Source organism: Streptomyces monticola, assembly GCF_042665355.1.
GTDB classification, from domain to species: domain Bacteria; phylum Actinomycetota; class Actinomycetes; order Streptomycetales; family Streptomycetaceae; genus Streptomyces; species Streptomyces monticola.
In genome coordinates this window covers 106,403-132,861 of the sequence record NZ_JBHTCF010000020.1, presented here as the reverse complement: position 1 = coordinate 132,861, position 26,459 = coordinate 106,403, and the positions used below count along the sequence as shown (strand labels likewise).

Genomic DNA, 26,459 nt, shown 5'->3' with positions numbered 1-26,459 from the left:
CTGCGGGGGCGTGTCCGCCCCCAGCCCCTCAACCCCAGATCAGGTCGGCCGGCGCGGCCGCGCCCGCCGTCGTACGCACCTCGGCGGTGTCGGTGGCGCTGCCGTTCGCGAGGGCCGCCGTGCCCACCAGGGCGGCGGCCGCGACGCCGAGGGCGCACAGGCGGACGAGCTTGGCGGCGACACCGGTGGCGGAGTTCAGGGACTTACGCATGGCTTTCCTTCTTCCGTGACAAGATCCGGCGCAGCGGCGGCTGCGCTTTCAAGGGAACTTTCGCATTCCACCTCCACCTTTCGGCAACCGGTGGAGGTGACCCAACTGTGCCGTGGCCCTGACCGGCCACCGGCCGACGTATCAGTAATTCAAGAGGCGCACTTTCCGAGGGCCTCGCGACCATGATCGACCCATCCGGGTCATGGCCTTTTCCGGCCACCGCGGCAGCACGTTACGGCGTCTCGACTCGGCCTAGTCTGCAGGTTGTTGAGCTGCGCGAGCAGCGTCGACCCAGGAAGGGGACCCGATGACACCGACGGCCGATTCACGCCGGGTATCCATTTTTGACACCACGCTCCGGGACGGCGAGCAGGCGCCCGGAAACGCGATGAATCCACAACAGAAACTTGATATAGCCCTGCGAATAGAAGCGCTCGGTGCCGACTTCATCGAAGCCGGTTTTCCGGCCTCCTCTCCCAGTGAGTTCGAGGCCACCCGCCTTATTTCCCGGAATCTGACCTCGGCATGGTTCACCACGTTCTGCCGGGCGGTGCGCACCGATGTGGACACCGCCGTCACCGCGGGCGGCACCGAGCGCCACCAGGTGCAGATCATGGCCACCGGCAGCGATATGCATCTGCTGCACAAGCGCGGCATCAGCCGGCAGCAGGCCGTCGACGAGGTCGCCGACACGGTGGCCTACGCCCGCTCCCTCGGCGTCGAGGCGGTATCCGTCGGCATCGAGGACGCCAGCCGGGGCGAGGACGAGCTGCTGCGTGACATCGCGCTCGGCGCCGTCGACGCGGGCGCCACCTGCTTCGCTGTCGCCGACACCTCCGGCTGCAATCTGCCGCAGGAATACGCCGCCCTGATCGGCAAGTTCCGCGGCTGGCTGCCCGACGCGATCCGGATCGCGACGCACTGCCACGACGACTTCGGGCTCTCCCTCGCCAACGCCGTCGCGGGCCTCGAGGCCGGCGCCGACGAGGTGCAGGCGACGCTCGGCGGGATCGGCGAGCGCGCGGGCAACACCCCGCTCGAAGAGCTGGCCGCGCTGCTCTCGTACAAGGGCGACGTCCTCGGCCTGCACACGGACATCGACGTGTCCGCGATGTACGAGGCGTACACCGCCCTGCGCCATGTGATCGGTCTCGAGGAGCCGCGCAACAAGGCGATCTTCGGGACGTACGCCTTCGGCACGGCGGCCGGTATCCACCAGCAGGGCATGCTGCGCAACCCGGCCACGTACGAGTACGTGGAGCCCGCCCGGTTCGGCCGCGAGCGCTCCCTGCTGATCGGGCGGCACTCGGGGCGGGCCGTGCTGCGGCACATCCTCGACGAGCTCGAGATCGCGGTGAGCGACGCGGAGCTGGCCGAGCTGTACCGCGAGCACATCGCCGAGCGCGTGGGCGGCGACTGCGAGGACATCTCCGTCCTCAAGGACCGCCTCGCCGGCCAACTGCTGGGACAGCAGCTGCCGACCGCTGCCTGAGCGGACCACGGGCCGGGGCCGGCACACGCCGGCCCCGGCCCTTTCATGACCGGCGGGCCGGAAAGGGAACGGAGATCCGAGTGGAGATGACCGTGGAGAACGCCGCGGACGGGCGGGTGCTGCTGTACGAGCCGGAACGCCCCGACGTGTACGTCCTGCTCGCCGACGCCGACCCGGTGTCCCGGCATGTGCTCGCGGGGGCGCTCGGCGGCGCGGACGGGATCAAGGTGCTCGGCACGGCCGACAGCGGCGAGCCGCTGCACCGCTGGCCGCTGAGCGGAGTGGACGTCGTCGTACTCGCCGACGCGTCCCGGGCCCAACCCGACCCGGTGGCGGCCGAGTTGGTGCACAAGGGCATTCGCGTCCTGCTGCTCGGCACCGGCTGGACCGGCCGTTCGCTCGGAGCCGCGCTCGCCGCCGGCTGTGTGGGTGCCCTGGTCAAGGACCCGGAGATCGGCCGGCTCGCGGCTGCCGTGCGGGCGGCGGCGGCCGGATACGTGGTGGTGTCACCGGAGCTGGTGGGCCTGTGGACGCCGCAGGCCAGGCCTGCCGCCGCGGCGCCGCGCCGGGAGCGGGGCGACCGCTCGGTCGGGCTGCTGCTCCGCTCTCTCACGGAACGGGAGCGGGAAGTGCTCACGCTGCTCGCCGACGGCCTGTCGACGAACGAGACGGCCCGCCGCCTCAAGGTCACACCGGCGACGGTCAAGAGCCATGTCTCGCACGCCCTGACCAAGTTGTCGGTCCGCAACCGCCTGGAGGCGGTCCTGCTGATGCGCCAGGCCCTCGACGGCGACCGCCCGCCGTGGTCCTGAGACATGGTCCTGAGACGCCAGACCGGGCACATGGTCCAGCCGACGGCGGCCCGGGGGTCGGGGGTGCCGCCGTCGGCTGGAAGCGGGTGGCAGGCGGGGCGGCAGACGGGGCGCGGGGCGGTTCAAGTCGCCCCGCGCACCGTCCTGTTGGCCGCCCGCGCGGGCCCGGGGTTCAGTCGCCGACGCGGCCGCGCACCCCGTCGAGCCAGCGGTCCGCGTGCTGCTCGGCCGCGGCCTCGTTCCGGAAGGCGTAGGTCTTCAGGAGCCAGCGCTGGCGGGCCCGCGCCGGGTCGTTGATCTCCATCTTGTCGCGGCTGTGCAGACCGTCCTGGTTGGCGAAGGTGAACAGGTCGCCGGTGAGGATGCGGTGCCGGGTCTTGTCCGCGCGCACCATCGCGTTCTTCAGGGCGAGCAGCGCGTCCTTCGCGGCCTCGGGGGCGCCGGGCGCGGTCGTGGTGCAGGTGTCCAGGTAACGGAAGCTGTGGTGGTTCTCCAGGATCGGGTGCACGTCGGAGACCGTCAGGTCCTGGTTGTTGTCCCGGGAGAAGACATCGAACGGCGTGATGAACTGGGCTTCCCTGAGCTGGATCTGGTCCTCGTCGCTGAGGTGCGCGAGCAGGTCGCGGCCGTCCACGAAGCCGGTGTAGACAAAGTCGCCCTCGGGGCAGTGCATGCCGAGCAGCGAGATGAAGTCGGCGCGCACGGGGTGCGCCGTACGGTCGTTGTGGTAGACGAGCTCGCTGTCGCTGAACCCGGTCTGCATCCCGCTGTAGCGGTTGATCGCGACGACGTCCGTGAAGAAGTCACCGTTGAAGCGCGTCGCGTAGGACAGCAGCGGGGTCTCCACCAGCTGCGCGAAGAGCTCGAGGAACGCCTCGCCGATGAAGGTCTTCTTCTTCGCGTGCTTGTCCGCCACCGGGTCGTCCAGGTCGAGGAGCGGGATCTCCTCGTCGAGGGGGCAGTTGCGGAGCACATGGGCGTCGGACGCGCCGCTGGCGCGGTCGGACTTGATCCGCGCGCAGACATCGGTGAAGAACGCGGGCACCTCTCCGCGGGCCACCACGTCGCCGACGGCGCGTGAGAAGTCCTCGTAGTCCTCGTACGGGCTCTTGGCCACGGAGTGCAGTACGGCGGTGAGCTGATCGCGCTCGGCATCGGAGAGTACGTAGATCGGTTCCATGGCTCCGAGCATCCCGGCCGGCCCGGCGCCGTACATCGGCTGTTGGAGGAGCCGGGGACGGTCGTCTACGCCAACGGCGAGCCGTGCCTCCGCCAAAGGTGGAGGCACGTGTGCCGGGCCGCGCGCTCAGGCCGCGTGCCCGGCCGGGCTCAGCCCGCGAGCACGAGTCCGAGTGAGCGCTCCAGGCCGACCGCGCCCTCGTCCGTCAGATGGACCACGCGGGGGCTCGCACCCCAGCGCACCCAGCCGAGGTCGAAGAGACGGGCCGTGAGCACCGCGCCGAGGCCGCCGGCGAGATGGTGCTGCTGCTCGCTCCAGTCGACGCAGTAGCGGATCGCGGGGCGGCGCGGCGGCAGCCGGTCGGCGTCGACGCCCAGCTCGGCAAGGAGCACACGGCCCTCGTCGGTGAGTTCGTAGCGCAGGTCACGGCCGTACGCGGACGGCCGGTCGCGCACCGCCTCCTTCGGGCGGTGGATGCCGTCGTGCCCGGTGAGTACACCGCGTTCGATCAGGGTCCGCATCAGGGCGACGCCGAGCTGCCCCGCCAGGTGGTCGTAGCAGGTGCGGGAGCGGTGCAGGGCGTTGGTGCGGTTGCTCTGCTTGAGCGAGGTGATCGCCAGCGGCGGGGCGATCAGGGCGAGGGACTCCAGGGCGGCGCTCACGTCCGGGCCCGCCAGGCGGTAGTAGCGGTGGCGGCCCTGCTCCTTGACGGTGACGAGCTCGCCCTCGACGAGCTTGGCGAGATGCGAGCTGGCGGTGGCGGCGCTGACGCCCGCCTCCCCGGCGAGCGCGCTGGCGGGCAGCGCACGCCCGTCGGCCAGGCACTTGAGGATGCGGGCACGTGAGGGATCGGCGATCAGGGCGGCGGCGCGGGCGATATCGGTCTGGTGCTTGAGGGGCTCGCCCTGACGGTCGGAGTCCTCGGCGGCGGTGCCGGGGCGAAGGGACTTCCGGGGGGCGGGACGGCCCGGGTTTCCCTTGGCGGGCCCGGCTTCTCCGGCGGCGCGGCTGGCATTCGGCATGATCACAGCGTACGACATCGACACTTCGACGCCCAGCGAAGTATCTGGCGCCGATGCTCTTTCCATGACCACCGCAGAGATCGCCCCCGGCGCGCAGCGGACCGCCCCGCAGCCGTCCGCGCCCACCTCCGGGGCCCCCGAGAACAGCAACCCGGCTCCCAGGAACAGCAAGAGCAAGCGGACTTCCAAGAGCCGCAAGCCCGCGCTCGCCCTGCCCCCGCTGATCGCACTCAGCCTCGGCTACTTCCTGGTGATGCTGGACGTCACCGTCGTCAACGTCGCCATCCCCGATATCCGCACCTCCCTGGACACCGGCGCCGCCGCACTCCAGTGGATCGTCGACGGCTACAGCACCGTCTTCGCCGGACTGCTGCTCCTCGGCGGCGGTCTCGCCGACCGGCTCGGGCACCGCCGGATGTTCCTCACCGGGCTCGGTGTCTTCAGCGTCGCCTCGCTGGCCTGCGGTCTCGCCGCGACCCCCGGCACGCTGATCGCCGGACGGCTCGCCCAGGGCGCCGGTGCCGCGCTGCTCGTGCCCGCGTCGCTCGCGCTGCTGCAGGCCACCTACCCGGACCGCGCGGTGCGGGCCAGGGCCATCGCGATCTGGGGCGCCGTCGCCTCGGTCGCCTTCGGCGCCGGGCCCGCCGTCGGGGGCCTGCTCATCTCCGGCTTCGACTGGCGCGCGGTGTTCTGGCTGAACCTGCCGGTCGCCGCCCTCGCCGTCTACCTGACGATGCGTCATATCCCGGCCACCGCCCGCAAGTCGGCCACCCGCAAGATGGACCCGGTCGGACAGGTACTCGGCATCGTCGGTCTGGTCGCCCTGGCCGGCGGCCTCAACGAGGCCGGCTCGCAGGGCTGGACCTCACCGCTGGTCCTGTCGGCCTTCGCCGTCGGTGTCGCCGCGCTGACCGCCTTCGCGCTGGTGGAGCGCACGCTGGAGAGCCGCGAGGCACAGGGCCGCACCCTGCGCGCACCGCTGCTGCCGCCGTCCCTGTTCCGCTCCGGCGCCTTCACCTCGACCGCCGCGATCGGCCTGCTGATCAGCCTCGGCTACTACGGCATGCTCTTCCTGACCACCCTCTACTTCCAGCAGGAGCGCGGCTTCAGCGTCCTGGCCACCGGACTCGCCCTGCTGCCCTCGGTCTGCATGGGCCTGGTCGCCGCCCCCCTGTTCAGCAGGGTCGCCGCCCGCACGGGGCCGTACGTCCCGATGGCCGCGGGCCTCGTCCTCGGCACCGTGGGCTTCCTCGGCTGGCTGCTCGCCCGGCCCGACACCCCCTACCCGGTGCTGCTGTTCGCCCTGATCGCCACCGGGCTCGGCCAGACCATGACCGCCCTCGCCGCCACCGCCGCCATCATCGAGTCCGCCCCCGCGTCGGGCGCCGGTATCGCCTCCGCCGTCTTCAACGTCTCGCGGCAGGTCGGCAGCGCCGTCGGCGTGGCCCTGTTCGGCACCTTCGCCGCGGCCGCCGCCGACTTCACCTCGGGCCTGCGTCTGTCGGCCGGTATCGCCGCGGCGGCCTTCGCGGCCGGAGCGGTCCTCGCCCTGTCGGTACGGCGCCGCGCCGCCCAGCGGAATGCCTGATGGGACCCGATCGAAAGCCTTGATCAGATGCCCCGTCGAACCCTTGGTCAAGGCCCCGGACGACTGGATACAGTGCCGCCATGGCGACCCCAGAACGGCTGATCGAAGCCACCCGCGAACTGCTCTGGGAGCGGGGCTACGTCGGCACGAGCCCCAAGGCGATACAGGAGCGCTCCGGCGTCGGCGTCGGCAGCATGTACCACCACTTCGACGGCAAGGCGGGCCTCGCCCTCGCGGCGATGCAGCGCAGCGCGCAGGAGCTGCGGGACGCGGCCGAGGCGCACTTCGCCGGGCCCGGCACCGCGGTTCAGCGCATCGCGTCCTATCTGCTGCGCGAGCGCGACGTACTGCGCGGCTGCCCCATCGGCCGCCTCACGATGGACTTCGACGTCATCGAGGAGGCCCGCCTCCGCGCCCCCCTCGACGAACTCTTCGCCTGGCTGCGCGCCCGCCTCGCGGACCTGGTCGCCGAGGGCCAGACGGACGGCGACATCGACACCCGGCTCGACCCGCAGGCGGTCGGCGCGATGATCGCCGCCGTGGTGCAGGGCGGCTACGTGGTGGCCCGCTCCGCGGAATCCGCGGAACCCTTCGAAGCGTCGATCCGCGGAGCACTGCAGCTGCTCGGGTACGAGGACGGCGCGTAATCCGCGCCGAGCACAGCACGGTGCGCGGCCCCCGGCCGGGGAGACCGGCACCCGCAACGACAAAAGCGCCCCCGTTCCCGGCACGCGGCCGGGCAACGGGGGCGCTCTCCATCGGGCGGCGGGCCGCCGCGGGGGAGTCCCGGACTCCCTTGCGGCCTCAGCCCCGCAGGGACAGGGCCTGGCCCATCCGGTCGATCGCCGCCGCCAGGACCTCCGGGGACGTCGCGAACGACAGGCGTACGTAGCCCTCGCCGCCCGGGCCGAAGGCGGAGCCCGGCATCAGGGCGACGCCTGCTTCCTTCAGCAGCCACTGGGCGAAGGACGACGAGTCGGTGAAGCCGGTGCCGCGGATGTCGGCGAAGGCGTAGAACGCGCCGTCCGGGGGTGAACAGGAGATACCCGGCAGGGAGTTGAGGCCGTTCACCACCAGGTCGCGGCGGGCCGCGTACTGGGCGGCCATCTCCTGGACCGGTTCCTGCGGGCCCGTGAGGGCCGCGACGCCGCCGCGTTGTACGAACGAACCCGTGCAACCCACCGTGTGCTGCTGCACCTTGAGCATCTGTGCCATCAGATCGGTGGGCCCCGCCGCGTAGCCGAGGCGCCAGCCCGTCATCGCGTAGCCCTTGGAGAAGCCGTTCACGGTGATCGTGCGGTCGGCGCAGCTGGGCAGCGAGGCCAGGCTGAGGTGCTCGTTGCCGTCGTAGAGGATCTTCTCGTAGATCTCGTCGGAGATCAGAAGTATCTCGTGCTCGGCCGCGAACCGGCTGATCGCGCGGGCCTCTTCGGTGGTCAGGGACCGGCCGGTGGGGTTGTTCGGCGAGTTCACGAGCAGGGCCTTGGTGCGCGGTGTCACATGCTGTTCGAGCAGCTCCCTGGTGATCCGGAAGCCGTTCGCGCCGTCGAGGGCGATCTGCACCGGCCGCGCGCCGATCAGCCGGGCCATCGCCGTGTAACTGACCCAGCTCGGCGTCGGCACGAGCAGCTCGTCGCCGGGGTCGAGCACCGTCAACAGCGCGGCGAACAGGGCGTGTTTGGCGGACGGCGTGACGATGATGTCGCTCGCCGGGTCGGCCATCACGCCGTTGTCCTTGGCGAGCTTGTCGGCGACGGCCTCCAGGAGCGCGGGCACGCCGCGGCTCGGGGTGTAGTGCGTGAAGCCGTCGCGCAGCGCGCCCACCGCCTCGTCCACGACGTGCTCAGGAGTGTCGAAGTCGGGTTCGCCGCCGCCCAGGTCGAATATCTCCACGCCCTGTGCGCGCAGCTCGGCGACCATGTCGAAGACGGCGTACGTCGCCGACGCCCCGACCGTGCCGAAGCGGGATGCTGCCCGGTTGGTCATCTCTCTCCCTCAACTCCCTTCCCTGACGGGTGACTTACGCGGCTGCATCGGCTGTGTCGGCGGCGGCAGGCGCAGCCGCAGCCGCAGACCCACGCGCGGGCAGCGCGTCCTCGACCGTCGTGACCGTGGCGATACGCGACAGCACCTTGAGCGCCGCCTCGTGGATCTCCTGGTCGCCGGCGAGCGTCGCGTCCTCGAGGACCTGCACGCGGTAGTCGCGGTCGTGGGCCGCCTGCGCGGTGGTCAGGACGACCAGTTCGGTGGAGACCCCGGTGAGCAGCAGCGTGTCGATCTCCTGTGTACGGAGGAGGAGTTCGAGGTTCGTGCCGTGGAACGGGCTGATGCGGTGCTTGGCGACGACCGGCTCCCCGGGCGCGGGTGCGAGCGCGTCGTGCACCCGCGTCGCCCACGTGCCCAGGAGCAGCCGCTGGTCGGCCTTGGCCTTCTCGAAGACGGGCGAGCCCGATGGCCATTCCGGATAGCCCTCGCCGAAGCCGACCACGACGTAGATCACCGGGATGTCCGCCGCGCGGGCCCGTGCGATGGCCTCCGCGGTGTGCTCGATGACGCCACGGTCGCGGGCCTGCGCGTAGTAGCCGTCCGCCGCGTACTTGCCCTCGGGGTGCACGATCTCGTTGATGAGGTCGAGCACGAGGAGCGCCGGGCGCCGGCCCCGCTCCTGCCCGGGGCGCTGATCCTTGTCCATTTCCTGCTTCCCTTCCCGGCCGGCGAACCGGCCGTATCAACGAAATCGCATGAACAACGCTCATGCGATGCATCAATAAACCCGTCTTGAACTGTAGATACAGCGGCTCATATCTTTTGGGTGCAGCGAGACGGGAACCGCAGACCGAAAGGTGTAGATAAATGAAGGTGGCAATAGTCGGCAGCGGGCCCAGGGGACTTTCCATCCTGGAGCGCATGGCGGCCCGCCTCGCCGAAAGCCGCATCGACGAGGCCATGGAGATCTACCTCATCGACTCGCACCAGATCGGCAGCGGCCGTATCTGGCGCACCGACCAGCCGGATTGGTTTCTGATGAACACGGTGGCCGACGAGGTCTCCGCGTTCTCCGGGCAGCCGGACGGCGGCCCCGCAAGACCCGGCGCCGGGCCCTCCCTCGCGCAGTGGTGGAGCGCCGTCGACCCGGAGTACCCGGGGCCCAACAGCTATGCGCCGCGCGCCCTGCACGGCCGCTATATGCAGTTCATTCTGAAAACCATCGAGGAAAACCTCCCCGAGAAAGTCAGGCTGATACCCGTCAAGGCGACGGTCGATGAATTGAAGCGGACCGCCGACGGTTATCGCCTCACCCTCAGGGAAGGCGCCCACCTCACCGCCGACCGGGTCATCCTCACCACCGGGCACACCACTCCCGAACTCACCGGCACCCAGCGCCATCTGGCCGCCTTCGCCAAGGAGCACCCACAGCTGCGGTATATCGCGGGCGACTCGGCGGCTGATATGCCGCTCGACGCCATCCCGGCGGGCTCCACCGTCGGCGTCCTCGGACTCGGCCTTTCCTTCTACGACGTGATGGCCGCGCTCACCGAGGGCCGCGGCGGCACCTTCGAGGACAACGGCGACGACGGACTCGTCTACCGGCCGAGCGGCCGCGAACCCGTCATCGTCGCGGGGTCGCGCAGCGCGATGCCGCTGCCCGCCCGCGGCCGCAACCAGAAGCACCACGACCACCGCTACGACCACGCGTTGTTCACGACGGAGCGCATCCTCGCCCACAGCCGCCACGGCGCGATCTCCTTCGCCGACGACGCCCTGCCCTGGCTGCTCGCCGAGGTCGAACTCGTCTACTACGCGACGACGTTGACCGCCCGCTACGGCCCCGGCAAATCCGCCGCGTTCGAAGCCGAAGTGGTCGCCGCCGCCGAGACCGGCGTACCCGACGTCGTCGCCATCGCCGCCGGATACGGACTCGAAGACGTGCCCCGTATCGATCTGGACGAGCAGGCACGGCCGTTCGCGGGCCGGCACTTCGACAGCCCCGAGGAGTTCGGGCGGGCCCTCGTGGCCGCCCTCGCCGACGACCTGGCGCACGCCGAGGCGGGCAATGTCGACGACCCGCTCAAGGCCGCACTCGACGTCATCCGCGACTCCCGCGCCGTGATCCGCGCCCTCGTGGACTACGCCGGCCTCACCCCGACCTCGCACCGCGAGGACTTCCTCGGCTGGTACGTGCCGCGCAGCTCCTTCCTCGCCGCAGGACCGCCGCGCACCCGCCTGCAGCAGGTCGCGGCGCTCCTCGACTGCGGACTGCTCCGCGTCGCCGGACCCGACACCCGCTTCCTGCCGGACGCCGCATCGGGACGCTTCGCCGTGCACTCGCCGTACGTCGCGGGCTCCAAGGTCCTCGTCGACACCATCGTCGACGCCCGTATCCCCACGCCCGATGTGCGTCTCGACCCGCACCCGCTGACCCGCAGCCTGCGCGAGCAGGGCATCTGGACCTCGTACGTCAACCACGGCGCGGACGGCGACCGGTTCGACACCGGCGGTGTCGCCGTGACCGCGGCGCCCTTCCATCCGGTGGACGGCACGGGCAAGGCCGACGAGGGCCTTTACGTCCTCGGCATTCCCACCGAGCACACCCGCTGGTTCATGCAGGGCGGCAGCAGCAGGCCCGGCTTCTGGACGGACTTCGTGCAGAACGCGGACGCCATCGCGGCCGACGTGACCGCCCCCGTCCTGACACGCGCGGCCCGACTCGCCGCCTAGGAGCGGGAGTTCACCCGCCGATCCGCCCCACCCGCAAGCCTCGTCCCACTCCTCCGGCACGTGAAAGCGAGTACACCCATGTCCGTCGTCACCAAGCCCGCCGCCCCCACCGCCGAGCCGCAGCAGCGCGACGTCACCGTCCTGCGCGACATCTTCGACCCCGTGGGCCTCGACGCGCTGCGCTGGGAGCGCTGGCAGGAGCCCGGCCGGGCCGGCGTCGACCTGCACCGCCTCTATGTCACCGACGACGATGCCTCCGGCGCCGCGATGATTACCCGGATGGCCCCGGGAGCCCATGGCGACCTGCACGAACACCTCGGCTACGAGCTGATCCTCGTACTCGAAGGGGAGCTGTGCAACGACAACGGTGACCGGTACCGGGCGGGTGACCTCGTCATCGAGGAGCCGGGCAGCGTGCACCAGGTCAGCACCGAGACCGGCTGCACCGTGCTGGGTGTCCGGCACGCGCCGACCCGGCCCGTGGTGTGACCGTCCGCGCAAGCGGGCCGCAGGGCGCCGGAGCGCTCGCCTAGACCGCAACGGGCAGCCTCCTCCAGTCGTTGCGCAGCGCCAGTGACCGCGCCACGTCGATGAAGGCCGCCGCCACGGGAAGGTCCTGCGAGCCGAGCCGGGTGCCGATACCCAAGTGCCGCACGATCGGCGGGGACAGCGGCACCAGACGGACATCGGGCAGCGCCGCCGGCAGCGCGAGCCGGGGCAGCACCGTCGTGCCGAGCCCGGCGGCGACCATCGCGAGCAGCGCGTTGATATCGCGTACGTGGTGGCTGATCGCGGGCTCCAGGCCCGCGGTGCGGAACGCGGCGCGCACCAGGGCCTCGATGCCGCCGACCGGCATCAGGAACGGTTCCCCGTCGAGCTCATGGATGCCGAGCTCGGTGTGCGCGGCCAGCGAGTGGTCGAGCGGCAGCACCGTGAACATCTCGTCCTGCAGCAGCGGCACGGTGGCAAGGCCCTGCTTGGGCAGGCTCACTATGCCGATATCGATACCGTGGCCGCGCAGCCACTGGGCGATCTGGGCGTCACTGCCCTCACGCAGCTCGATCTCCAACAGCGGGTGGCGGGTGTGCAGTTCGGACATCAGGGCGGGCAGAAGGCGGGCCGCGAAGCTCTGGCTGGTGCCGATCCGCACGATGCCCTCCGGTTCCGTGCCCTCGCCGTGCACGGCCTGCCGGACCCGCTCGGACTGCGCCACCGTGGCGCGCGCGGGCTCCAGGGCCCGCCGCCCGGCGTCGGTGAGCTCCACACCCGACCGGTCACGCACCATCAGGGACACCCCGAGTTCCGCCTCCAGGCCCGCGATGGCGTGGCTGACGGCGGACTGGCTGATGCCCAGGGCGCGGGCGGCGTTGGTGAAGCTGCCGGTGTCCGCGATGGCGACGAACGCCGCGCACTGCGACAGCTTCATCGCGCTGCCGGAAGCGGCTCGGGCGGCCCCGGAAGCGGCTCGCCGGTCACAGGCAGCGGCTCGCGCGTCATCGGGAGCGCGGGCCTGCGCGTCGACTCGTACCGTGCGATGTCCGGCTCGAAGCGCAGGGTGTCGGCGATGGCGTCCAGGCCGCCGAGAAGCCGGCGCCTGATGTCCTCGTCGAGGGTGAAGCCCTGGACGAGCCCCGCACATCGCACTTCCAGGCGCTCCAGGTCGACGGTGACGCCCACGTGCGGGTCGGCCTCCGTCAGCTCCCACAGGCGCTCCACCACCGAGGCCGGAACCACGACCGTGAGCAGGCCGTTCATCAGCGAGTTGCCGCGGAAGATATCGCCGAAGCGGGGCGCGATCACGGCCCGGAAGCCGTAGTCCTGCAACGCCCACACCGCGTACTCGCGCGACGAGCCGGTGCCGAAGTCGTGCCCCGCGACAAGGACGGTGGCGCCCTTGCGCTCGGGCCGCTCCAGGACGAAGCCCTCCTCGGCGCGCCAGTCGGCGAACAGGGCGTCGGCGTGGCCGGTGCGGCTCGTGCTCGCACAGAACCGCACCGGGATGATCTGGTCGGTGTCGACATCGGTACGGCGCAGCGGTACGGCGGTGCCGGTATGGACGGTGAACTTCTCCATGGCGGGACTCCGGCTCACAGATCGGCGGGCGAGGAAAGCCGTCCGGTGACGGCCGTGGCGGCGGCGACGGCGGGCGACACGATGTGGGTGCGCGACCCGCGGCCCTGCCGGCCCTCGAAGTTGCGGTTGTTGGTGGAGGCGGCGCGCTGGCCCGGAAGCAGCCGGTCCTCGTTGAGGGCCGCGCACATCGAACAGCCCGCGCCCACCCGGAAGTCGGCGCCGGCCTCGGCGAAGACCCGGTCGAGGCCCTCCTCCACGGCCTGCAGGCGCACCCGCGCGGAGCCGGGCACGATCATCATGTGCAGCCCGTCGGCGACCTTGCGTCCGCGCAGCACATCGGCCGCGGCCCGCAGGTCCTCGATCCGGCTGTTGGTGCACGAACCGAGGAAGACGGTGTCGACCGTGATGTCCCGCAGGGCCGTGCCGGGCTTCAAGTCCATGTAGGCGAGGGCCCGTTCGGCCGCCGCGCGCTCCGCCGCGGTGGCGAAGCCGTCGGCCGCGGGCACCCGGTCGTCGAGCGGGACGCTCTGCGCCGGATTGGTCCCCCACGACACGTACGGGCTCAACACGCTCGCGTCGAGGGTGACTTCCTTGTCGAAGTGCGCGTCCGCGTCGCTGACGAGGCTGCGCCAGTACGCGACCTCGCTGTCCCACTGCGCGCCCTGCGGCATGCCGGGGCACTGCGCGAGATAGGCGAACGTGGTCTCGTCCGGGGCGACCATCCCGGCCCGTGAGCCGGCCTCGACGGACATGTTGCACAGCGTCATCCGGGCTTCCATCGACAGCGCCCGCACACCCTCGCCGCGGTATTCGATGATGTGCCCCTGGCCGCCCGCGGTGCCGATCCGGGCGATCAGGGCGAGCACCAGATCCTTGGCGCTGACCCCCTCGGGCAGGGTGCCCTCGACGTTCACGGCCATGGTCTTCAGCGGCCGCATGGGCAGCGTCTGGGTGGCGAGCACATGCTCGACCTGGCTCGCGCCGATCCCGAACGCCAGCGCCCCGAACGCGCCGAGCGTCGTGGTGTGCGAGTCGCAGCACACGATCGTCATCCCGGGCCGCACCAGGCCGAGTTCGGGCGCGATGACATGCACGATGCCCTGGCCCGGGTCGCCGAACCTGTGCAGCGGGATGCCGAACTCGGCGCAGTTGGAACGCATGAGCTCGGCCTGCCGGCGGCCCTCGCGGTCCTTGATGACCCGGTCGAGGGCGAGGGTGGGCGTGTTGTGGTCCTCGGTGCCGACGGTGAGATCGGGGCGGCGCACACCGCGGCCCGCGGCCCGCAGCCGGTCGAAGGCCTGCGGGGTGTTCACCTCGTGGAGCAGCTGCAGATCGACGTAGAGCAGATCGTCGCCGCCGCTCGCACGCCGCACGACATGGGCGTCCCATGTCTTCTGCGCCAGTGTCGTACCCATGATCTCCCTCGACTCGCTTCGCTGCCGTTCTGCCTGCGAATACGTCGATCATGGTCCGCGCGAGGGGGCCTGCGCAGCGGTCCGCTCATGGCCGCGAGGGGAATGACCGGTCGATGCCACGGCGGCCCGGGACGCGAGCGCCCCCGTGCCCGCGCCGAGGATCGCTCGGCGCGGGCACGGGGGCCTCTGTGGGACGCGGCGGTGCCGGTCAGTGACGCGGGGGTGCTGGTCACTGACGCGGGGGAGTGCCGGTCAGTAGTGGATCCGGCGGTTCTCCTCGGTCACGCGGTAGCGCACGTTCCACAGGCTGCGGCGCACGTAGGTCCGCTGCAGCCAGCGGTCACGGCCGTCGTAGCGCGCGGTGAACGTGGACCGGGCGTGCACGCCCTTGCGGTTGTTGATCAACAGGGCCTGGCCCGGCCTCAGCTGTACCTGGTGGGCGACCTTGCGGCAGACCTCCTGGAGGGTGTCCAGGGCCTCGCGGGCACCGCTGGTGAGCGGGTGCACGCCATTGGCGGAGATCGCGATCTCGGGGTAGTCGGCATGGCCGTTGATCATCGGCACCGGCTCGGACAGGACGTCCTGGCCGCCCGCGACGTCACGGACGTAACTGCCCGGCGCGTTCAGGCGGAACAGCGGGCTGCGCAGCGTCTCCAGGGTCTCCGGAGGCAGCGCGGCCGAGATGTCACGGGCGTCGGCGTAGAAGGTGCCCGCGATGCCCTCGTGGTCGGAACGCAGGCAGCTGAGCACCAGGAAGTCGGGGTTCGCCACGTCATAGCGGCCGATCACGTCGTGCATGATGTCGCTGTGGAAGTTGAGGAAGACCTCTGAACCCTGGTTCGTCTGGGTCATCGAGCCACCCGCGACCGGGATGACATCGTGCACCAACTGCCCGGCCTTCTCGGTCAGTACGCCCATCGGCTCGCCGAGCAGACCGCTGAGCCCGAGCAGCACGCCCTCGGCCACGAAGGTCTTCTTGTCGGTGCTCGGACCGCCGTCCGAAGGGGTGTCGGGCAGATCGGCGTCCACCGGCAGATTGCTGACCAGGGAGACGCCCGGGGTGTCGATATGACGGCCGAAGTCCAGGATCTGCTGGAGCAGTTCGGTCGGCAGGTCCGCGAAGATCTGCAGCAGCCGGGTCATCGAACGGTCGATGTCGGTATTGGGGTCGGGCAGCTGCGCCAGCTGCCCGCCGAGAGCGTCCCGCACCGTGTCGGGCAGGGCTATCTCGCGGAAGGTCGGGGTGAGGACGGGGGCGGCCGGGACGCCGTGGTCGGTGGTCGCGGTCATCAGTGTCAGGCTCCTTGCATCTCTAGCAGTGGCGCGTTCGGGTCCACGTCCGCGCCGGGACGGTTCACGTAGTCGTGCAGGCGCTGCGAGACGTGCAGCGCGTCTTCCTCGTCGGCCGCCAGCTGGGTCGCCACCTGGCTGCCGCGCACCGCGGTCACCGGCACACCCGCGTACTCGCCCGGGGTGATGCCGTTGCGGCGCTGGAACTCCGGCAGGTCGACGAAGCCGCCCGTGATGGCCACCAGCGGCCCCGAAGTCAGGCGTACGACATCGATGTTGGCGCCGTGGAAGACGGCGAACGCCTGGTCGGCGAGCTCGTCCGTGGCGTACCGCAGGGCCGCGGAACGCTGGTTGAGCACCACGGCGGCCACCGACGAACCGGCGGTCCCGATCACCGAACCGGTGGGGAACGGCGCCCTGTTGTAGCGGCAGACGATCTCGATCTTGTTGCGCTGGGCGAGCCGCACCGCCCTTCGGTGCAGCACCTTCGCGCCGTAGAGCGACATCAACGCGGCCGTGTTGTACGACACTTGGCCGAGCAGCTGCGAGCCCGTGATCAGATGCGGGTCCGAGCTGTAGATGCCGTCGACGTCCGAGTGGATCTCGCAGGCGCGGGCGCCCACGGCCGCGGCGACCGCCACCGCCGACAGGTCCGAGCTGTTCTTGCCGAGCCAGGTCGGCCGGCCCTGCTTGTCCGCGGCCTGGCCGCCCGGCACCACCACGATCTCGTTCTCGCTGAGCGCGGTGCGCAGCGGCTCCGGGTCGGTGTGCTCCAAGCGCGCCCACATGAACGCCGAGTCGGTGACCAGGCCGAGCTGATGGCCGGCCAGCACCGTCGCGCTGCGGCCCGCCCGGTGCAGGGCGGTGGCCAGGAGCTGCGCGCCGACCGTGTCGGCCAGGGTGAGCAGGCCCGCGACGGTCTCGTCCTCGGGGTGCCGGTTGACCTGGCTGAGGCGCTCACGGAACTGTTCCGTCTCGCCCGGCTGGCCGCTCACCACGACCACCAGACGGGTGTTCTCCTCCTCGACCCGCTGCGACAGTGCCTCGGCCAGCTGCCCGTACGCGGCCAGGGTCCGGAAGCTGGACCCGCCGAACTTGAGGACCTTGACCTGCTCCGCTGGCGCCGTCGGCGGCGAGCCCATCACAGCGTCTCCCGGGCGATGAGCTCCTCGGCGATCTGGATCGCGTTGAGCGCGGCGCCGATGGTGAGGTTGTCGGCGACCAGCCACAGCCAGAAGGCGCGCGGGTTGTTGGGGTTCACGCGGACCCGGCCGACGTGCACCTGGTTGGGGTCGTCGATGGTGGCCGGGGTGGGGAACTCGCGCGGCGACTCACGGTCGTGGACCGTCACCTCGGGCAGCGCGGCGAGTACCTCGACGAGCTCCGTGCGGTCCACGACGCCCTGCGTCTCGATCCACACGGCCTCCGAGTGACCGTTGACGACCGGCACGCGGACACACGTGGTGGTGACGTCCAGGTGCGGGATGCCGAGGATCTTCCGGGACTCCTGGAGCATCTTCTGCTCTTCCAGGGTGAAGCCGGTGTCCAGGAAGCGGTCGATCTTCGGGATGACGTTGAAGGCGAGGGAGGGCGTGAACTCCTTGTTGGGGTACGCCTCCTCGGGGTGCTCCAGGGTCGCGCGGCTGGCGTCGCGCAGCTCGTCCACGCCGGGGTGGCCGAGGCCGGACGCGGCCTGGTAGGTGCTGACGACGGCCTGGCGTATGCCCCACCTCTCCTCGACGCCCTTGAGCAGGCGCACCAGCGGAATCGTCGAGCAGTTGGGGTTGGCGATCACACCGGACTTCGGGCGCCGGTCCAGCTCGTGCGCGTTGACCTGCGGCACGACGAGCGGGGTGTCCGGGTCCATGCGGTAGGCGATGGTGTTGTCGATGACGACAGCACCGGCCGCGGTGGCCTTGGGCACCCACTGCTCGCTCGCCTCGGTGCCCGCCGAGAAGAACGCCAGGTCGACGGTGGAGAAGTCGAACTCGTCCACGGCCTGCACCGGGTAGGCGACGCCGTCCACGGTCAGCTCCGTGCCGGCCGAGCGGGCCGAGGCGACCAGCTTCATGTCGCGGTAGCGAAGGCCGCGCTGCTCGATCAGGCCGATCAGGGTGTTGCCGACGGCGCCGGTCGCGCCGACGATGGCGACGCGCGGGGCCTTGGGGTCGGTGACGAGTGTCATCGGGTGCCTCCGGACTTGATTTCGATCTTGGTCTCGTTGTCGGCGTCGGTGTCGACGGCCGGCTCCTGGGCGGCGGGCTCCTCGACGGCCGGCTTCGCGGCCGCCGGGGCGGCGGCGGTCGTGGCGGCCTTGCCCTTGAAGGACCAGCCCAGGTTGATGCCCAGGCTCGCGGCCACGATCAGCGGAATGCCGAGGGCCTGCAGCAGGCTCACGCTGTGGCCGTAGACGGCCCAGTCCATGAGCATCGCGACGGCCGGGTAGACGAACGCCAGGACGGCGATCTTCGGGGTGGGCAGCTTCTGGTACGCGGAGTACATGAGGACGTACATCACGCAGGTGTGGATCAGACCGAGGCCGATCAGCCAGCCCCAGTCGGCGCCGAGGTCCTTGGTCTCGCTCAGCGCGGTGAACGGCAGCAGCAGGAAGATGCCGAGAACCAGCTGCACCAGCGCCACCAGGTGCGGCTTCACACCCGTGACGCGCTTGGTGATCACCGTCGAGGCGCCGTAGAACACGGCGGCGAGCAGGGCGAAGCCCAGGCCCTTCAGATAGGCGCTGTCACCGCCGCCGGTCAGGTCCGACGCGGACACCCCGGCGACCAGGATCAGACCCACGAAGGCGACACCGAGCCAGCCGAACTTGGTGGCGGTGAGCTTGTCGCGGAACAGCAGGGCGCCCAGCAGCACCACGTAGAAGGGCTGCGTGTGATAGACGACCGTCGCCACCGAGATGGACGTGCCCTCGTACGACTCGAAGAGGAACGCCCAGTTGAAGACGATGAACGCGCCGCCGAGCGCGGCCAGGCCCAGCTTCTTCGGCGTGAACCCGTGGTTCTTGAAGAAGCCGCGCACCAGGCAGTACAGACCCAGGGCGATGGTGCCGAACAGGCAGCGGAAGAACACCACGTTGAAGGGCGAGGCGCCGGACTCGATGACGAAGACGCCGAGAGTGCCGGAGAGCACCATGGCGGCGGTCAGCTCTACCGCGCCCTTCGTCTCGCCGGCCGCGCGGGTGTCGGAACTCATGGGGAAGGAGCCTTTCTCGGGGGTGAGGAACTCGGTGGTGAGGAACTCGGTGGTGACGCAGGAAGTTGGCGGGCGGTCAGTGCAGGGGCACCGCGTACTGCAGGCCGCCGCGGGTGAACAGCTCGTTGAGGCCCCGCGGCACGTTCAGGCCCGTGGCCGGGCCGAGGTTGCGCTCGTAGACGTCCGCGTAGGTGCCGACCGCGGCCAGGACACGGGCGGCCCAGTCCTGGTCGAGGCCGATCGCGGGACCGTGCGCGCCCGCCGCCTCGGCGGCCTGGGCGAGGGCCTTCTCCCGCTCGCCGACCTCCTCGACGTGGTGCTCGGCGGAGACCAGGAGCTGCAGCACCCAGCGGCACAGGCGGAACCAGCTGGCGTCGTCGTCGCGCACGGCGGCGGCCATCGGCTCCCGCGAGATGGCGGTGTCGAGGATCCGGTGCGCGTCCGGGTCCGCGAGCGCGGCCCGCTCACCGGCGAGCGCCACCCGGTCCAGTACGTACGCCACACACGCGCCGTCGGCGTAGGCGGCCAGGGTCTCGGCGGGCGTGGCGTGGGCGACCGGCTCGACCGCGAGGCCCCGCTTGCCGTACCAGGAAGCGAGGTTGGCGGCGCTGGTGGTGCCCGCCTGCACCGCGACCCGCTGCCCGGCGAGCTGTTCGGGAGTGGTGATACCGCTGTCCGCGCGGACCAGGAAGCCCTCGCCGTCGTAGCAGGTGACCCCCGCGAACAGCACGGGCACGGACGCCTCACGGCCGAGCGTCCAGCTCACGTTGGAGACCGTCAGTTCGGCGTCCCCCGCGGCCAGGTGCGTAAGCCGGTCCGCCGGATCCGACGAGACCCACTCGACGGCCTCGCCGTCGCCGGCCGCGGCGGCCGCAACGGCCCGGGCGATATCGGTGTCGAGCCCGACCCAGCGGCCGTCGTCGCCGCGCTGCGACAGGCCACGGATCCCGCGGCTGACCACGGCGCGCAGGGCGCCGCGTCCGCGTACGGCATCGAGGGTGGGAGTGCTGCTCACGAAGTGCTCCTCGGATAGGAACGGAAGCTCTGGCAAAGGCTGTTGACGGCGCGCATCCGCAGGACGCGGATACGGCGCAGGCTCAGCGAGGAGAGACCGGCGGGAGGACGCAGCGCGCCGTGCCGGCGAAGCCCGCTTTGGCCCGGTGCACTCACGACAGGCTCCGCCGCGCAGTGCGCCCGGGGTACTGCAGGCCCCGGAGGTGGCCGTGGGTCAACTGCTCGCGGTCGAAGCGCTGTTCGTTGAAGCCGAGCATCGAGAGCAGGCCCTTGGCGCTGACCGGCCGCCGCGAGGCGTCCCGCTCCACGCGCAGCGGCATCCGGCCCGCCTCGGCCCACTGCAGCATCCCGGCCGGGTCCACATACGCCCGCGACTTGTTGGCGTTGTCCTGGTGCAGGCAGTACGGCACGTCCAGATGACCGCGCTCGAACGCCTTGATCAGCGCCTCGCCGACCGTCGGGGCCAGCTCCAGGGTGCTGTCCACCAGGAGGCGGGCCTCCTCGTAGATCCCCGACTCGGTCGGTGCGACCTCCGTGCCGCGGGCCGCTTCGTCACGCGCGATGGACGCGGCGAACTCCAGGGCGTCCACGTTCTCGGGGATCGTCGGAATACGGTGCGCCTCCGCCGGGGTCTTCACGATGAGCCGCTCGCTGCCGCTGCGCACCGCGAGCCGGACGCTCTCCTCGAGGATCCGGAACGACCCCACGGACGTACGCGGGAACACCCCCATGAACGTGTAGAGCACCACGTGCCAGTCGGCCTCGGCGAGCCGCTCACCGGCCAGGCGCCGCAGCGCGGCGATGGCCTCCAGGTCCTGGCCCGGGTGGGTCTGCTGGGCATAGCTCAGCGAGATGTCGCTCAGGCCGTGCTCACGGAAGAACAGCCCTTCGAGCACGCTCAGGGCGACCAGCAGACTCGGCGGGCACAGCTGGCCCAGCATGCAGCCGCCGAAGCTCTCCAGGTGCATGGGATCGGGCTGTGCGGCGATCAGTTCGCAGCACAGCGCCCACGCCTTGACCGCCTCGCTGATGGGGGCACGGCTGTAGGGCAGGCAGTACGACACGGGGCCGCCCTCGGTGGCGTCGACACCCGCGGCGACCATCGCCTTGAACAGCGGATAGGGCAGCGCGGAACCATGGCGGACCTGCACCGGGAACCCGGGACCGGACACGGCGTCGAGCAACTGCCGTGTCGTATCGGGCCCGTGGGCCACCAGCGGGAAGCCGTTCAGCTCCGCGCCGGTGCGCAGCGCCTCCCGCGCGGAGTCGTGGTCGTTGACGCGGGTGTAGCTGTCCAGGGTGATCGTGCCGGTCGCCGTGGCATCGGCGCCGCGCACCCCGAGCAGCCCTTCCCGCATCGTGGCGAGGTCCGCGAAGCCCATCCGCGGCTGGACCACGAGCCGGCCGTCGGCATGCGCCTGGTGCACATAGCGCGAGAACCGGCCCTGCGTACGGGCAGCGGCCACGGCGCCGTCGGAAGTGCGTACCGGAGTATTCATGCGGCCACCGCCGCGGAAGCGAGCGCGGGCCGCTCGGCGGGAGCGTCGAGCGTGCCCAGGAATTCCTGGAAGTTCTCGATACCGCCGTCCGCCTCGAACACCGCGTCATAACCGCTGAGCGCCAATTCCTCGGCGAATACGATGTTCTCGGCGCCGCGCACTCCCAGCTTCCCGCCGATCACCACCCGCAGATCCGCCAGATCTGGTTCGCTGCGTATTCGGCGGATCAGTCGCAGACCGTCGAGATGTCCATGTCCATTGACCGTGCTGATGACAAGGGCATCGGGTCGCGAGCGACGGCATTCTTCGATGATGAGATCGTCGGGCACACAGGCTCCCAGGTTGGTGACGTGCGCGCCCTGCTCCTCGAGCAGCAGCTGCAGAAAGACGAGATTCCACATATGGGCATCGGAAGACACGCTCGACACGACAAACCGCTTCGCCGGGAGCATGACCTGGGACATGGGGTTTCTCCTTGTTGTGTAACTGGGACTCTAAAAGTCTCTGCGGTGCCGAGAGGGAAGTCCAGGAGATGAGTTCGGCGTGACAGATGGCCGTAATCGGCTCTACCGATCGATAAAGCGAATCCATTCATGCGCAGCATGCGGAACGCTCATGCGAGGGCTTTTCCGGAGACCGGGAGTCGGGGCCGCGAGGTCAGGTATCAGCCCTCCTGGTACTCCTGGCTGAGGAAATTGATGACCTGCTCCACGAACACCTGGCGCTCACGGGACAGCTGGGAGCCCTTGCGCCAGGCGAGCTGCGTGTAGAGCTCGAACGGCGGCTCCCAGGCCAGCGGCACCAGCGAGCCGGCGGTCAGCTCGTCGGCGACCGTCATCCGCGGCAGCATGCTGACGCCGAGGCCCGCGCTGACGCCGCGCTTGATCGCCTCGATGTTGCCGAACTCCAGGAACGGCACCGGCTCGCCCGTGCCGTTGTTCAGCTCCGCCTCCAGAAGCTCCCGGTAGGCGCAGCCGGCCTCGGGCGCGAGCACCGACTCGGCGCGCAGCTCGTCGGTCTCCACCTTCACCTCGTCGGCGAGCCGGTGCCCGGGCGCCGCCACGATCACCAGCGGCTCCACGCCCAGGACTTCGCTGTGCACGCCGGAGTGCTGCGTCTCGGCCTCCATCAGGAAGCCCGCGTCGAACACGCCCTGGCGCAGCGAGTGCAGCGTCTCCGCGCACAGGCTCGGCCGCAGCGCGATCTGCAGCCGCGGGTAGCGGTGGTGGAAGTACTCCAGGACGGTCGGCATCCGGTAGGAGGTGATGCTCTCCATCGTGCCGATCGTGAGGACGCCCTCGGGCTGCGCGTCGGGCGAGGCCGCACCGCGCGCCTCGTCCGCGAGCGACAGCATCTGCCCGGCGTACGGGAGCAGCCGGGTGCCGGCGGGGGTGAGCTTGACCTTCCCCGCGACCCGCTCGAACAGCTCACTGCCGAGGGACACTTCCAGGCTCTTGATCTGCGCGGTCACGCTCGACTGCGCGTAGTTCAGCTCGGCCGCCGCCCGGGTGAAGCTCCCCAGCGCGGCTACACGGTGAAAAGTCCGAAGTTGCCGAATATCCATTGGTTTCTCCCGGTGGGATTCGAGACGTTGATCCACAGAGGGGTCGAGATACCGAGCCTGCCGAGCAGGCCCCGTCGGGCGGAAGCGGAAGGCGGTGGCACACAGTGCCCCCGACCGGAATGTGCCGCGGTCGCCGGGACCGGACATGACGAGGCCCCGCCCCCGCCGCACGGGCGGCGAGGGCGGGGCGGCAGGAGGCGAGCGCGGGGGCGGGGGGCAGGTGACGGCTACGCGGCCGAGGCCACCTCCGCCATCTGAACAGCCACCCGGTTCACCGCGTCCGGCACCGGCTCGCCGGCAAGCGCGAGGCGCACCGATTCGGCGGCGGCGACCCCGGCCTTCTCCTGCGCTTCGTCGGTGGAGGCCCCCAGGTGCGGGGTGCACACCACCTGGTCGAGAGCGAACAGTGGGGAGTCCGTGCAGGGCTCCCGGTCATAGACGTCAAGGCCCGCGCCCCCGACCCGGCCCTCCGTGAGCGCCGCGTACAGCGCCTCCTCGTCGACGATGCCGCCACGGGCCGCGTTGACGATCCGCACGCCCGGCTTCACCCGGCGCAGCGCATCGGCGCCGATGAGCCCCACGGTCTCGGGCGTCCTGGGCAGATGCACGGTGAGGAAGTCCGCTACGCCGAGCAGCTCGTCGAGCGGCAGCAGTTCCACGCCCGCCCTGGCCGCGTGCGCCTGCGGCACGTAGGGGTCGTACGCGACGACGCGCATCCCGAACGCGGCCATCCGGTGCGCCACGAGCGCGCCGATCCGGCCCAGGCCGATGACGCCGAGGGTCTTCTCGCTGAGCTCGACGCCGGTGTACTTCGAACGCTGCCACGCGCCGTTCTTCAGCGCGGAGTTGGCCTGCGGGATATGGCGCGCGGTGGACAGGAGCAGACCGCAGGCTAGCTCGGCCGCGGTGACGACATTCGAGGTGGGCGCGTTCGCCACGAGCACACCCGCACGGGTCGCGGCGGGCACATCGACGTTGTCGAGGCCCACACCGGCGCGGGCGACGACCTTCAGACGCGGCGCCGCGGCGATGGCCTCGGCGTCCACCCGGGTCGCCGAGCGCACCAGGACGGCGTCGGCGTCCGCGAGCGCGGCGAGCAGCGCAGCCCGGTCGGCGCCGTCGCAGTGCCTGATGTCGAAGGCGGGGCCGAGCGCGTCGAGGGTGGCGGGGGAGAGGGGTTCGGCGATGAGGACGACGGGCTCGGCCGTGACGTGCGGTTTGCTCATGACGTACCTCCCACGCGGTACTGCCCGTCGCCGTACAGCACGGTCGGGGGCCGCTCGTCGGCGTAGGTCCACAGCACGGTCCCGGCGATGAGCGTGTGGTCGTGCAGCCGTACCGTGTCGCCGACCTCGCACACCACGCCCACCGCGGCCGCCGTGAGCACGGGCGCACCGTGCCGCTGCTCCCAGTCCACGCCGGCGAAGCGCTGGGCGGCGGTGCCCACGGCGAACTGCCCCGCAAGGTGCCGGGCGGACCAGGGCAGCACGTTCACGCCGAAGGTCCCGCTGTCCAGGATCTGCCGCAGCGTACGGCTGCCGGTGGTCAGCGACACCAGCAGGGAAGGCGGCTGCAGGGACAGCGACATGACCGCGTTCACGGTGCAGCCGACGGGACCGTCGAGGCCGGTCGCGGTGACCACGGAGACCCCCGTGGGCAGCCGCGCCATCGCGTGCCGGAAACGGTCACCGGACACCGTGGGTGGCGCGGAGGCCATGGCGGGCGCGGCCAGGGCGGGCGGGGAAGCCATGGGAGGCGGGGAAGCCATGGGAGGCGCGGACGCCATGGGAGGTGCTGACAGCAGACTTTCGGGGCTCATCTCGGCTCACCTTCAGGCGTATTGGGCGGCGACCTCGGCGGTCACGGACTTGCGGTCGACTTTTCCGTTGGCGTTGAGCGGCAGCTCCTCGTAGCGGCTGATGCCGCGCGGCACCATGTACGCGGGCAGCCGCAGCCGCAGCGCGGCGAGCAGCTCCTGCGGCTCGGCGGCCGCCCCGGTGCACACCGCCTCCAGGTCGCTCTCGCCGTCCGCGCCCGGCACCGCCACCACCAACGCATCGCGTACACCGGGCAGTTCGCGCAGAGCGGCCTCGATCTCGCCGAGCTCCACGCGGTAGCCGCGCACCTTGACCTGCTGGTCGAGGCGGCCCAGATGCACCAGGTGGCCGCCCTGCCGGGCGACCCGGTCGCCGGTGCGGTACCAGAGCGCCCCGGGCACCGGGCCCGCGCCGTCGAAGTCCCGGGCCCGGCCGCCGTCCTCGTACGCGACGAAACGGCCCGCGTTGTTGGCCGGGTCCAGATAGCCGGGGAAGCGCTGCGGGCCGCGGACGCACAGCTCGCCGTCGTCGCAGGGCCGTCCGTCGGCATCGATGATCACCTGCTCCAGGCCCGGGTACAGGGTGCCGATCGGCACCGTGCCGTTGGCCGGCCGCGGCCAGTCGGCGCTGTCGGCCGGAAGCCTGAACTCGGTGCAGCTGATGGTCAGTTCGGTGGGCCCGTAGAGATTCTCGATCCGGCTCCCGGGCGCCGCCCGCCGCCAGGCCTTGGCCTGCTGCAGGGTCAGCGGCTCCCCGCAGAACAGGCTCCAGCGCAGCGACGGCATACGGCCCGCCGCCAGGCTCCGAAGGCGGCGCGCCACCGACACCACCGACGGCACCGAGAACCAGTGGGTCAGCTCCTTGGCCGCCACGAACCGGGTCGGCGCCATCAGGTCCGCGCGGCCCGGCACGACGAGGGCGGCCCCGCTGCCCCAGGCGGCGAACATATCGAAGACCGACAGGTCGAAGGTCAGGTCGAAGGTCTGCGACACCCGGCTGCCGGGACCCATCTCGTAACGCGGCACCACATGCCGCAGATAGGCGCTGACGTTGCGGTGCCGGATGGGCACACCCTTGGGCGCGCCGGTGGAGCCCGAGGTGAACAGGATGTACGCGACGGAGTCCACATCGCCCTCGTACGGCGGCAGTTGGGGTACTGGAGCCGAGTCCGCCGCGTCCGACGGCCGGGTCAGCGCGAGCACCGGCACCGGCAGCTCCTGACCGTCGCCGCCCTCCGCCAGGACCAGGTCGAGCTCGCCCGCGCGGGCGATCGCCGTGTTGCGGGCGGCCGGGAAGGACGGGTTCAGGGGTACCACCGTGGCGCCCAGGCGCTGCACCGCGAGATAGCCGGCGTAGCCGAGGACGCTGCGCTCGGCCAGCAGGCCGACCCGCCCCGGCACCGTCCCGTGCGCCGCGAGGAGTTCACCGGCCAGACGGTCGACGAGCTCGCCGAGGCGGCGGTACGTCAGCTGCTCCTCGCCCACCTCCAGGGCGAGGTCGTCGCCGTGCGCGGCGACGGAGGCGGCGAACCACTCGTACAGGGTCCGGTCCAT

General features: G+C 71.1%; 24 protein-coding genes and 1 pseudogene. 6 read left to right on the top strand and 19 right to left on the bottom strand.

Features of this window, described 5'->3' with window-relative positions; translation table 11 throughout:
• Nucleotides 1–28: 28 nt before the first annotated feature.
• A complete protein-coding gene (locus ACFQVC_RS34555) occupies nucleotides 29–211 on the bottom strand; it encodes a hypothetical protein (RefSeq protein ID WP_381838127.1) in 183 nt (60 codons plus the stop codon).
• 307 nt (nucleotides 212–518) lie between these two features.
• Here ACFQVC_RS34555 and ACFQVC_RS34550 point away from each other — a divergent pair, with 307 nt between their 5' ends.
• Both ACFQVC_RS34550 and ACFQVC_RS34545 read left to right on the top strand, forming a co-directional pair.
• Nucleotides 519–1,703 carry a LeuA family protein gene (locus ACFQVC_RS34550; protein WP_381838125.1) on the top strand — a complete coding sequence of 395 codons (1,185 nt, stop codon included), beginning with the start codon at nucleotides 519–521 and terminating at the stop codon, nucleotides 1,701–1,703.
• A gap of 86 nt (nucleotides 1,704–1,789) precedes the next feature.
• Complete coding sequence (locus tag ACFQVC_RS34545) at nucleotides 1,790–2,515, top strand: response regulator transcription factor (RefSeq protein ID WP_381838192.1); 726 nt, start codon at nucleotides 1,790–1,792, stop codon at nucleotides 2,513–2,515.
• 172 nt (nucleotides 2,516–2,687) lie between these two features.
• On the opposite strand, the gene ACFQVC_RS34540 is transcribed toward ACFQVC_RS34545, so the two are convergent.
• Nucleotides 2,688–3,695 (bottom strand): TauD/TfdA family dioxygenase, encoded by a 1,008-nt coding sequence (locus ACFQVC_RS34540; RefSeq protein WP_381838123.1) that lies wholly within the window; start codon nucleotides 3,693–3,695, stop codon nucleotides 2,688–2,690.
• Nucleotides 3,696–3,844: 149 nt separating this feature from the next.
• Entirely contained in the window at nucleotides 3,845–4,717 is an 873-nt protein-coding gene (locus ACFQVC_RS34535) for an ArsR/SmtB family transcription factor (RefSeq protein ID WP_381838121.1), read from the bottom strand.
• 64 nt (nucleotides 4,718–4,781) lie between these two features.
• Between ACFQVC_RS34535 and ACFQVC_RS34530 the strand changes: the two genes are divergently transcribed.
• Both ACFQVC_RS34530 and ACFQVC_RS34525 read left to right on the top strand, forming a co-directional pair.
• Complete coding sequence (locus ACFQVC_RS34530; protein ID WP_381838119.1) at nucleotides 4,782–6,305, top strand: MFS transporter; 1,524 nt, start codon at nucleotides 4,782–4,784, stop codon at nucleotides 6,303–6,305.
• 80 nt (nucleotides 6,306–6,385) lie between these two features.
• The gene (locus tag ACFQVC_RS34525) at nucleotides 6,386–6,952 is read left to right on the top strand and encodes a TetR/AcrR family transcriptional regulator (RefSeq protein ID WP_381838117.1); all 567 of its coding nucleotides are present in this window, start codon (nucleotides 6,386–6,388) and stop codon (nucleotides 6,950–6,952) included.
• A 157-nt stretch (nucleotides 6,953–7,109) separates the two neighbouring features.
• On the opposite strand, the gene ACFQVC_RS34520 is transcribed toward ACFQVC_RS34525, so the two are convergent.
• Entirely contained in the window at nucleotides 7,110–8,291 is a 1,182-nt protein-coding gene (locus ACFQVC_RS34520; RefSeq protein ID WP_381838115.1) for a pyridoxal phosphate-dependent aminotransferase, read from the bottom strand.
• Nucleotides 8,292–8,325: 34 nt separating this feature from the next.
• Nucleotides 8,326–8,997: a cysteine hydrolase family protein gene (locus ACFQVC_RS34515; RefSeq protein WP_381838113.1), complete on the bottom strand. Its 672-nt coding sequence runs from the start codon at nucleotides 8,995–8,997 to the stop codon at nucleotides 8,326–8,328.
• Nucleotides 8,998–9,158: 161 nt separating this feature from the next.
• On the opposite strand from ACFQVC_RS34515, the gene ACFQVC_RS34510 reads away from it, so the two are divergent.
• Nucleotides 9,159–11,024, top strand: a complete 1,866-nt coding sequence (locus ACFQVC_RS34510; RefSeq protein ID WP_381838111.1) for an FAD/NAD(P)-binding protein — start codon at nucleotides 9,159–9,161, stop codon at nucleotides 11,022–11,024.
• A gap of 78 nt (nucleotides 11,025–11,102) precedes the next feature.
• Nucleotides 11,103–11,513 (top strand): cupin domain-containing protein, encoded by a 411-nt coding sequence (locus ACFQVC_RS34505; protein ID WP_381838109.1) that lies wholly within the window; start codon nucleotides 11,103–11,105, stop codon nucleotides 11,511–11,513.
• Nucleotides 11,514–11,553: 40 nt separating this feature from the next.
• On the opposite strand, the gene ACFQVC_RS34500 is transcribed toward ACFQVC_RS34505, so the two are convergent.
• The 14 genes and pseudogenes from ACFQVC_RS34500 to ACFQVC_RS34435 all read right to left on the bottom strand — a co-directional run bounded on the left by ACFQVC_RS34500 (nucleotide 11,554) and on the right by ACFQVC_RS34435 (nucleotide 26,459).
• A complete protein-coding gene (locus ACFQVC_RS34500) occupies nucleotides 11,554–12,450 on the bottom strand; it encodes a LysR family transcriptional regulator (RefSeq protein ID WP_381838107.1) in 897 nt (298 codons plus the stop codon).
• On the bottom strand, nucleotides 12,447–13,097 hold the full coding sequence (leuD, locus tag ACFQVC_RS34495) for a 3-isopropylmalate dehydratase small subunit (protein WP_381838105.1): 651 nt from the start codon (nucleotides 13,095–13,097) through the stop codon (nucleotides 12,447–12,449). Before leuD ends, ACFQVC_RS34500 begins: the two co-directional genes overlap by 4 nt.
• A gap of 14 nt (nucleotides 13,098–13,111) precedes the next feature.
• A complete protein-coding gene (gene leuC / locus ACFQVC_RS34490; protein WP_381838103.1) occupies nucleotides 13,112–14,512 on the bottom strand; it encodes a 3-isopropylmalate dehydratase large subunit in 1,401 nt (466 codons plus the stop codon).
• A 252-nt stretch (nucleotides 14,513–14,764) separates the two neighbouring features.
• Nucleotides 14,765–15,802: a TauD/TfdA family dioxygenase gene (locus ACFQVC_RS34485; protein ID WP_381838101.1), complete on the bottom strand. Its 1,038-nt coding sequence runs from the start codon at nucleotides 15,800–15,802 to the stop codon at nucleotides 14,765–14,767.
• A 5-nt stretch (nucleotides 15,803–15,807) separates the two neighbouring features.
• Nucleotides 15,808–16,944, bottom strand: a complete 1,137-nt coding sequence (locus ACFQVC_RS34480) for an amino acid kinase family protein (RefSeq protein ID WP_381838099.1) — start codon at nucleotides 16,942–16,944, stop codon at nucleotides 15,808–15,810.
• Complete coding sequence (locus ACFQVC_RS34475) at nucleotides 16,944–17,987, bottom strand: aspartate-semialdehyde dehydrogenase (RefSeq protein ID WP_381838097.1); 1,044 nt, start codon at nucleotides 17,985–17,987, stop codon at nucleotides 16,944–16,946. The genes ACFQVC_RS34480 and ACFQVC_RS34475 overlap by 1 nt, the downstream gene beginning before the upstream one ends.
• Nucleotides 17,984–19,012, bottom strand: a complete 1,029-nt coding sequence (locus ACFQVC_RS34470; RefSeq protein ID WP_381838095.1) for a DMT family transporter — start codon at nucleotides 19,010–19,012, stop codon at nucleotides 17,984–17,986. Before ACFQVC_RS34470 ends, ACFQVC_RS34475 begins: the two co-directional genes overlap by 4 nt.
• A 76-nt stretch (nucleotides 19,013–19,088) precedes the next feature.
• Entirely contained in the window at nucleotides 19,089–20,027 is a 939-nt protein-coding gene (locus tag ACFQVC_RS34465; protein WP_381838093.1) for a transporter substrate-binding domain-containing protein, read from the bottom strand.
• Between the two features lie 151 nt (nucleotides 20,028–20,178).
• Nucleotides 20,179–21,525 (bottom strand): methylaspartate mutase, encoded by a 1,347-nt coding sequence (locus tag ACFQVC_RS34460; protein WP_381838091.1) that lies wholly within the window; start codon nucleotides 21,523–21,525, stop codon nucleotides 20,179–20,181.
• On the bottom strand, nucleotides 21,522–21,989 hold the full coding sequence (locus ACFQVC_RS34455; protein ID WP_381838089.1) for a cobalamin B12-binding domain-containing protein: 468 nt from the start codon (nucleotides 21,987–21,989) through the stop codon (nucleotides 21,522–21,524). The genes ACFQVC_RS34460 and ACFQVC_RS34455 overlap by 4 nt, the downstream gene beginning before the upstream one ends.
• A gap of 200 nt (nucleotides 21,990–22,189) precedes the next feature.
• Nucleotides 22,190–23,089 carry a LysR family transcriptional regulator gene (locus tag ACFQVC_RS34450; RefSeq protein WP_381838087.1) on the bottom strand — a complete coding sequence of 300 codons (900 nt, stop codon included), beginning with the start codon at nucleotides 23,087–23,089 and terminating at the stop codon, nucleotides 22,190–22,192.
• Nucleotides 23,090–23,358: 269 nt separating this feature from the next.
• Nucleotides 23,359–24,315, bottom strand: a pseudogene (locus ACFQVC_RS34445) (hydroxyacid dehydrogenase); the annotation flags it as partial.
• Entirely contained in the window at nucleotides 24,312–24,839 is a 528-nt protein-coding gene (locus ACFQVC_RS34440; RefSeq protein ID WP_381838086.1) for a flavin reductase family protein, read from the bottom strand. The pseudogene ACFQVC_RS34445 and the gene ACFQVC_RS34440, both read right to left, overlap by 4 nt.
• Nucleotides 24,840–24,920: 81 nt before the next feature.
• Nucleotides 24,921–26,459, bottom strand: coding sequence for an amino acid adenylation domain-containing protein (locus ACFQVC_RS34435; RefSeq protein ID WP_381838084.1), 1,539 nt, complete (start codon nucleotides 26,457–26,459; stop codon nucleotides 24,921–24,923).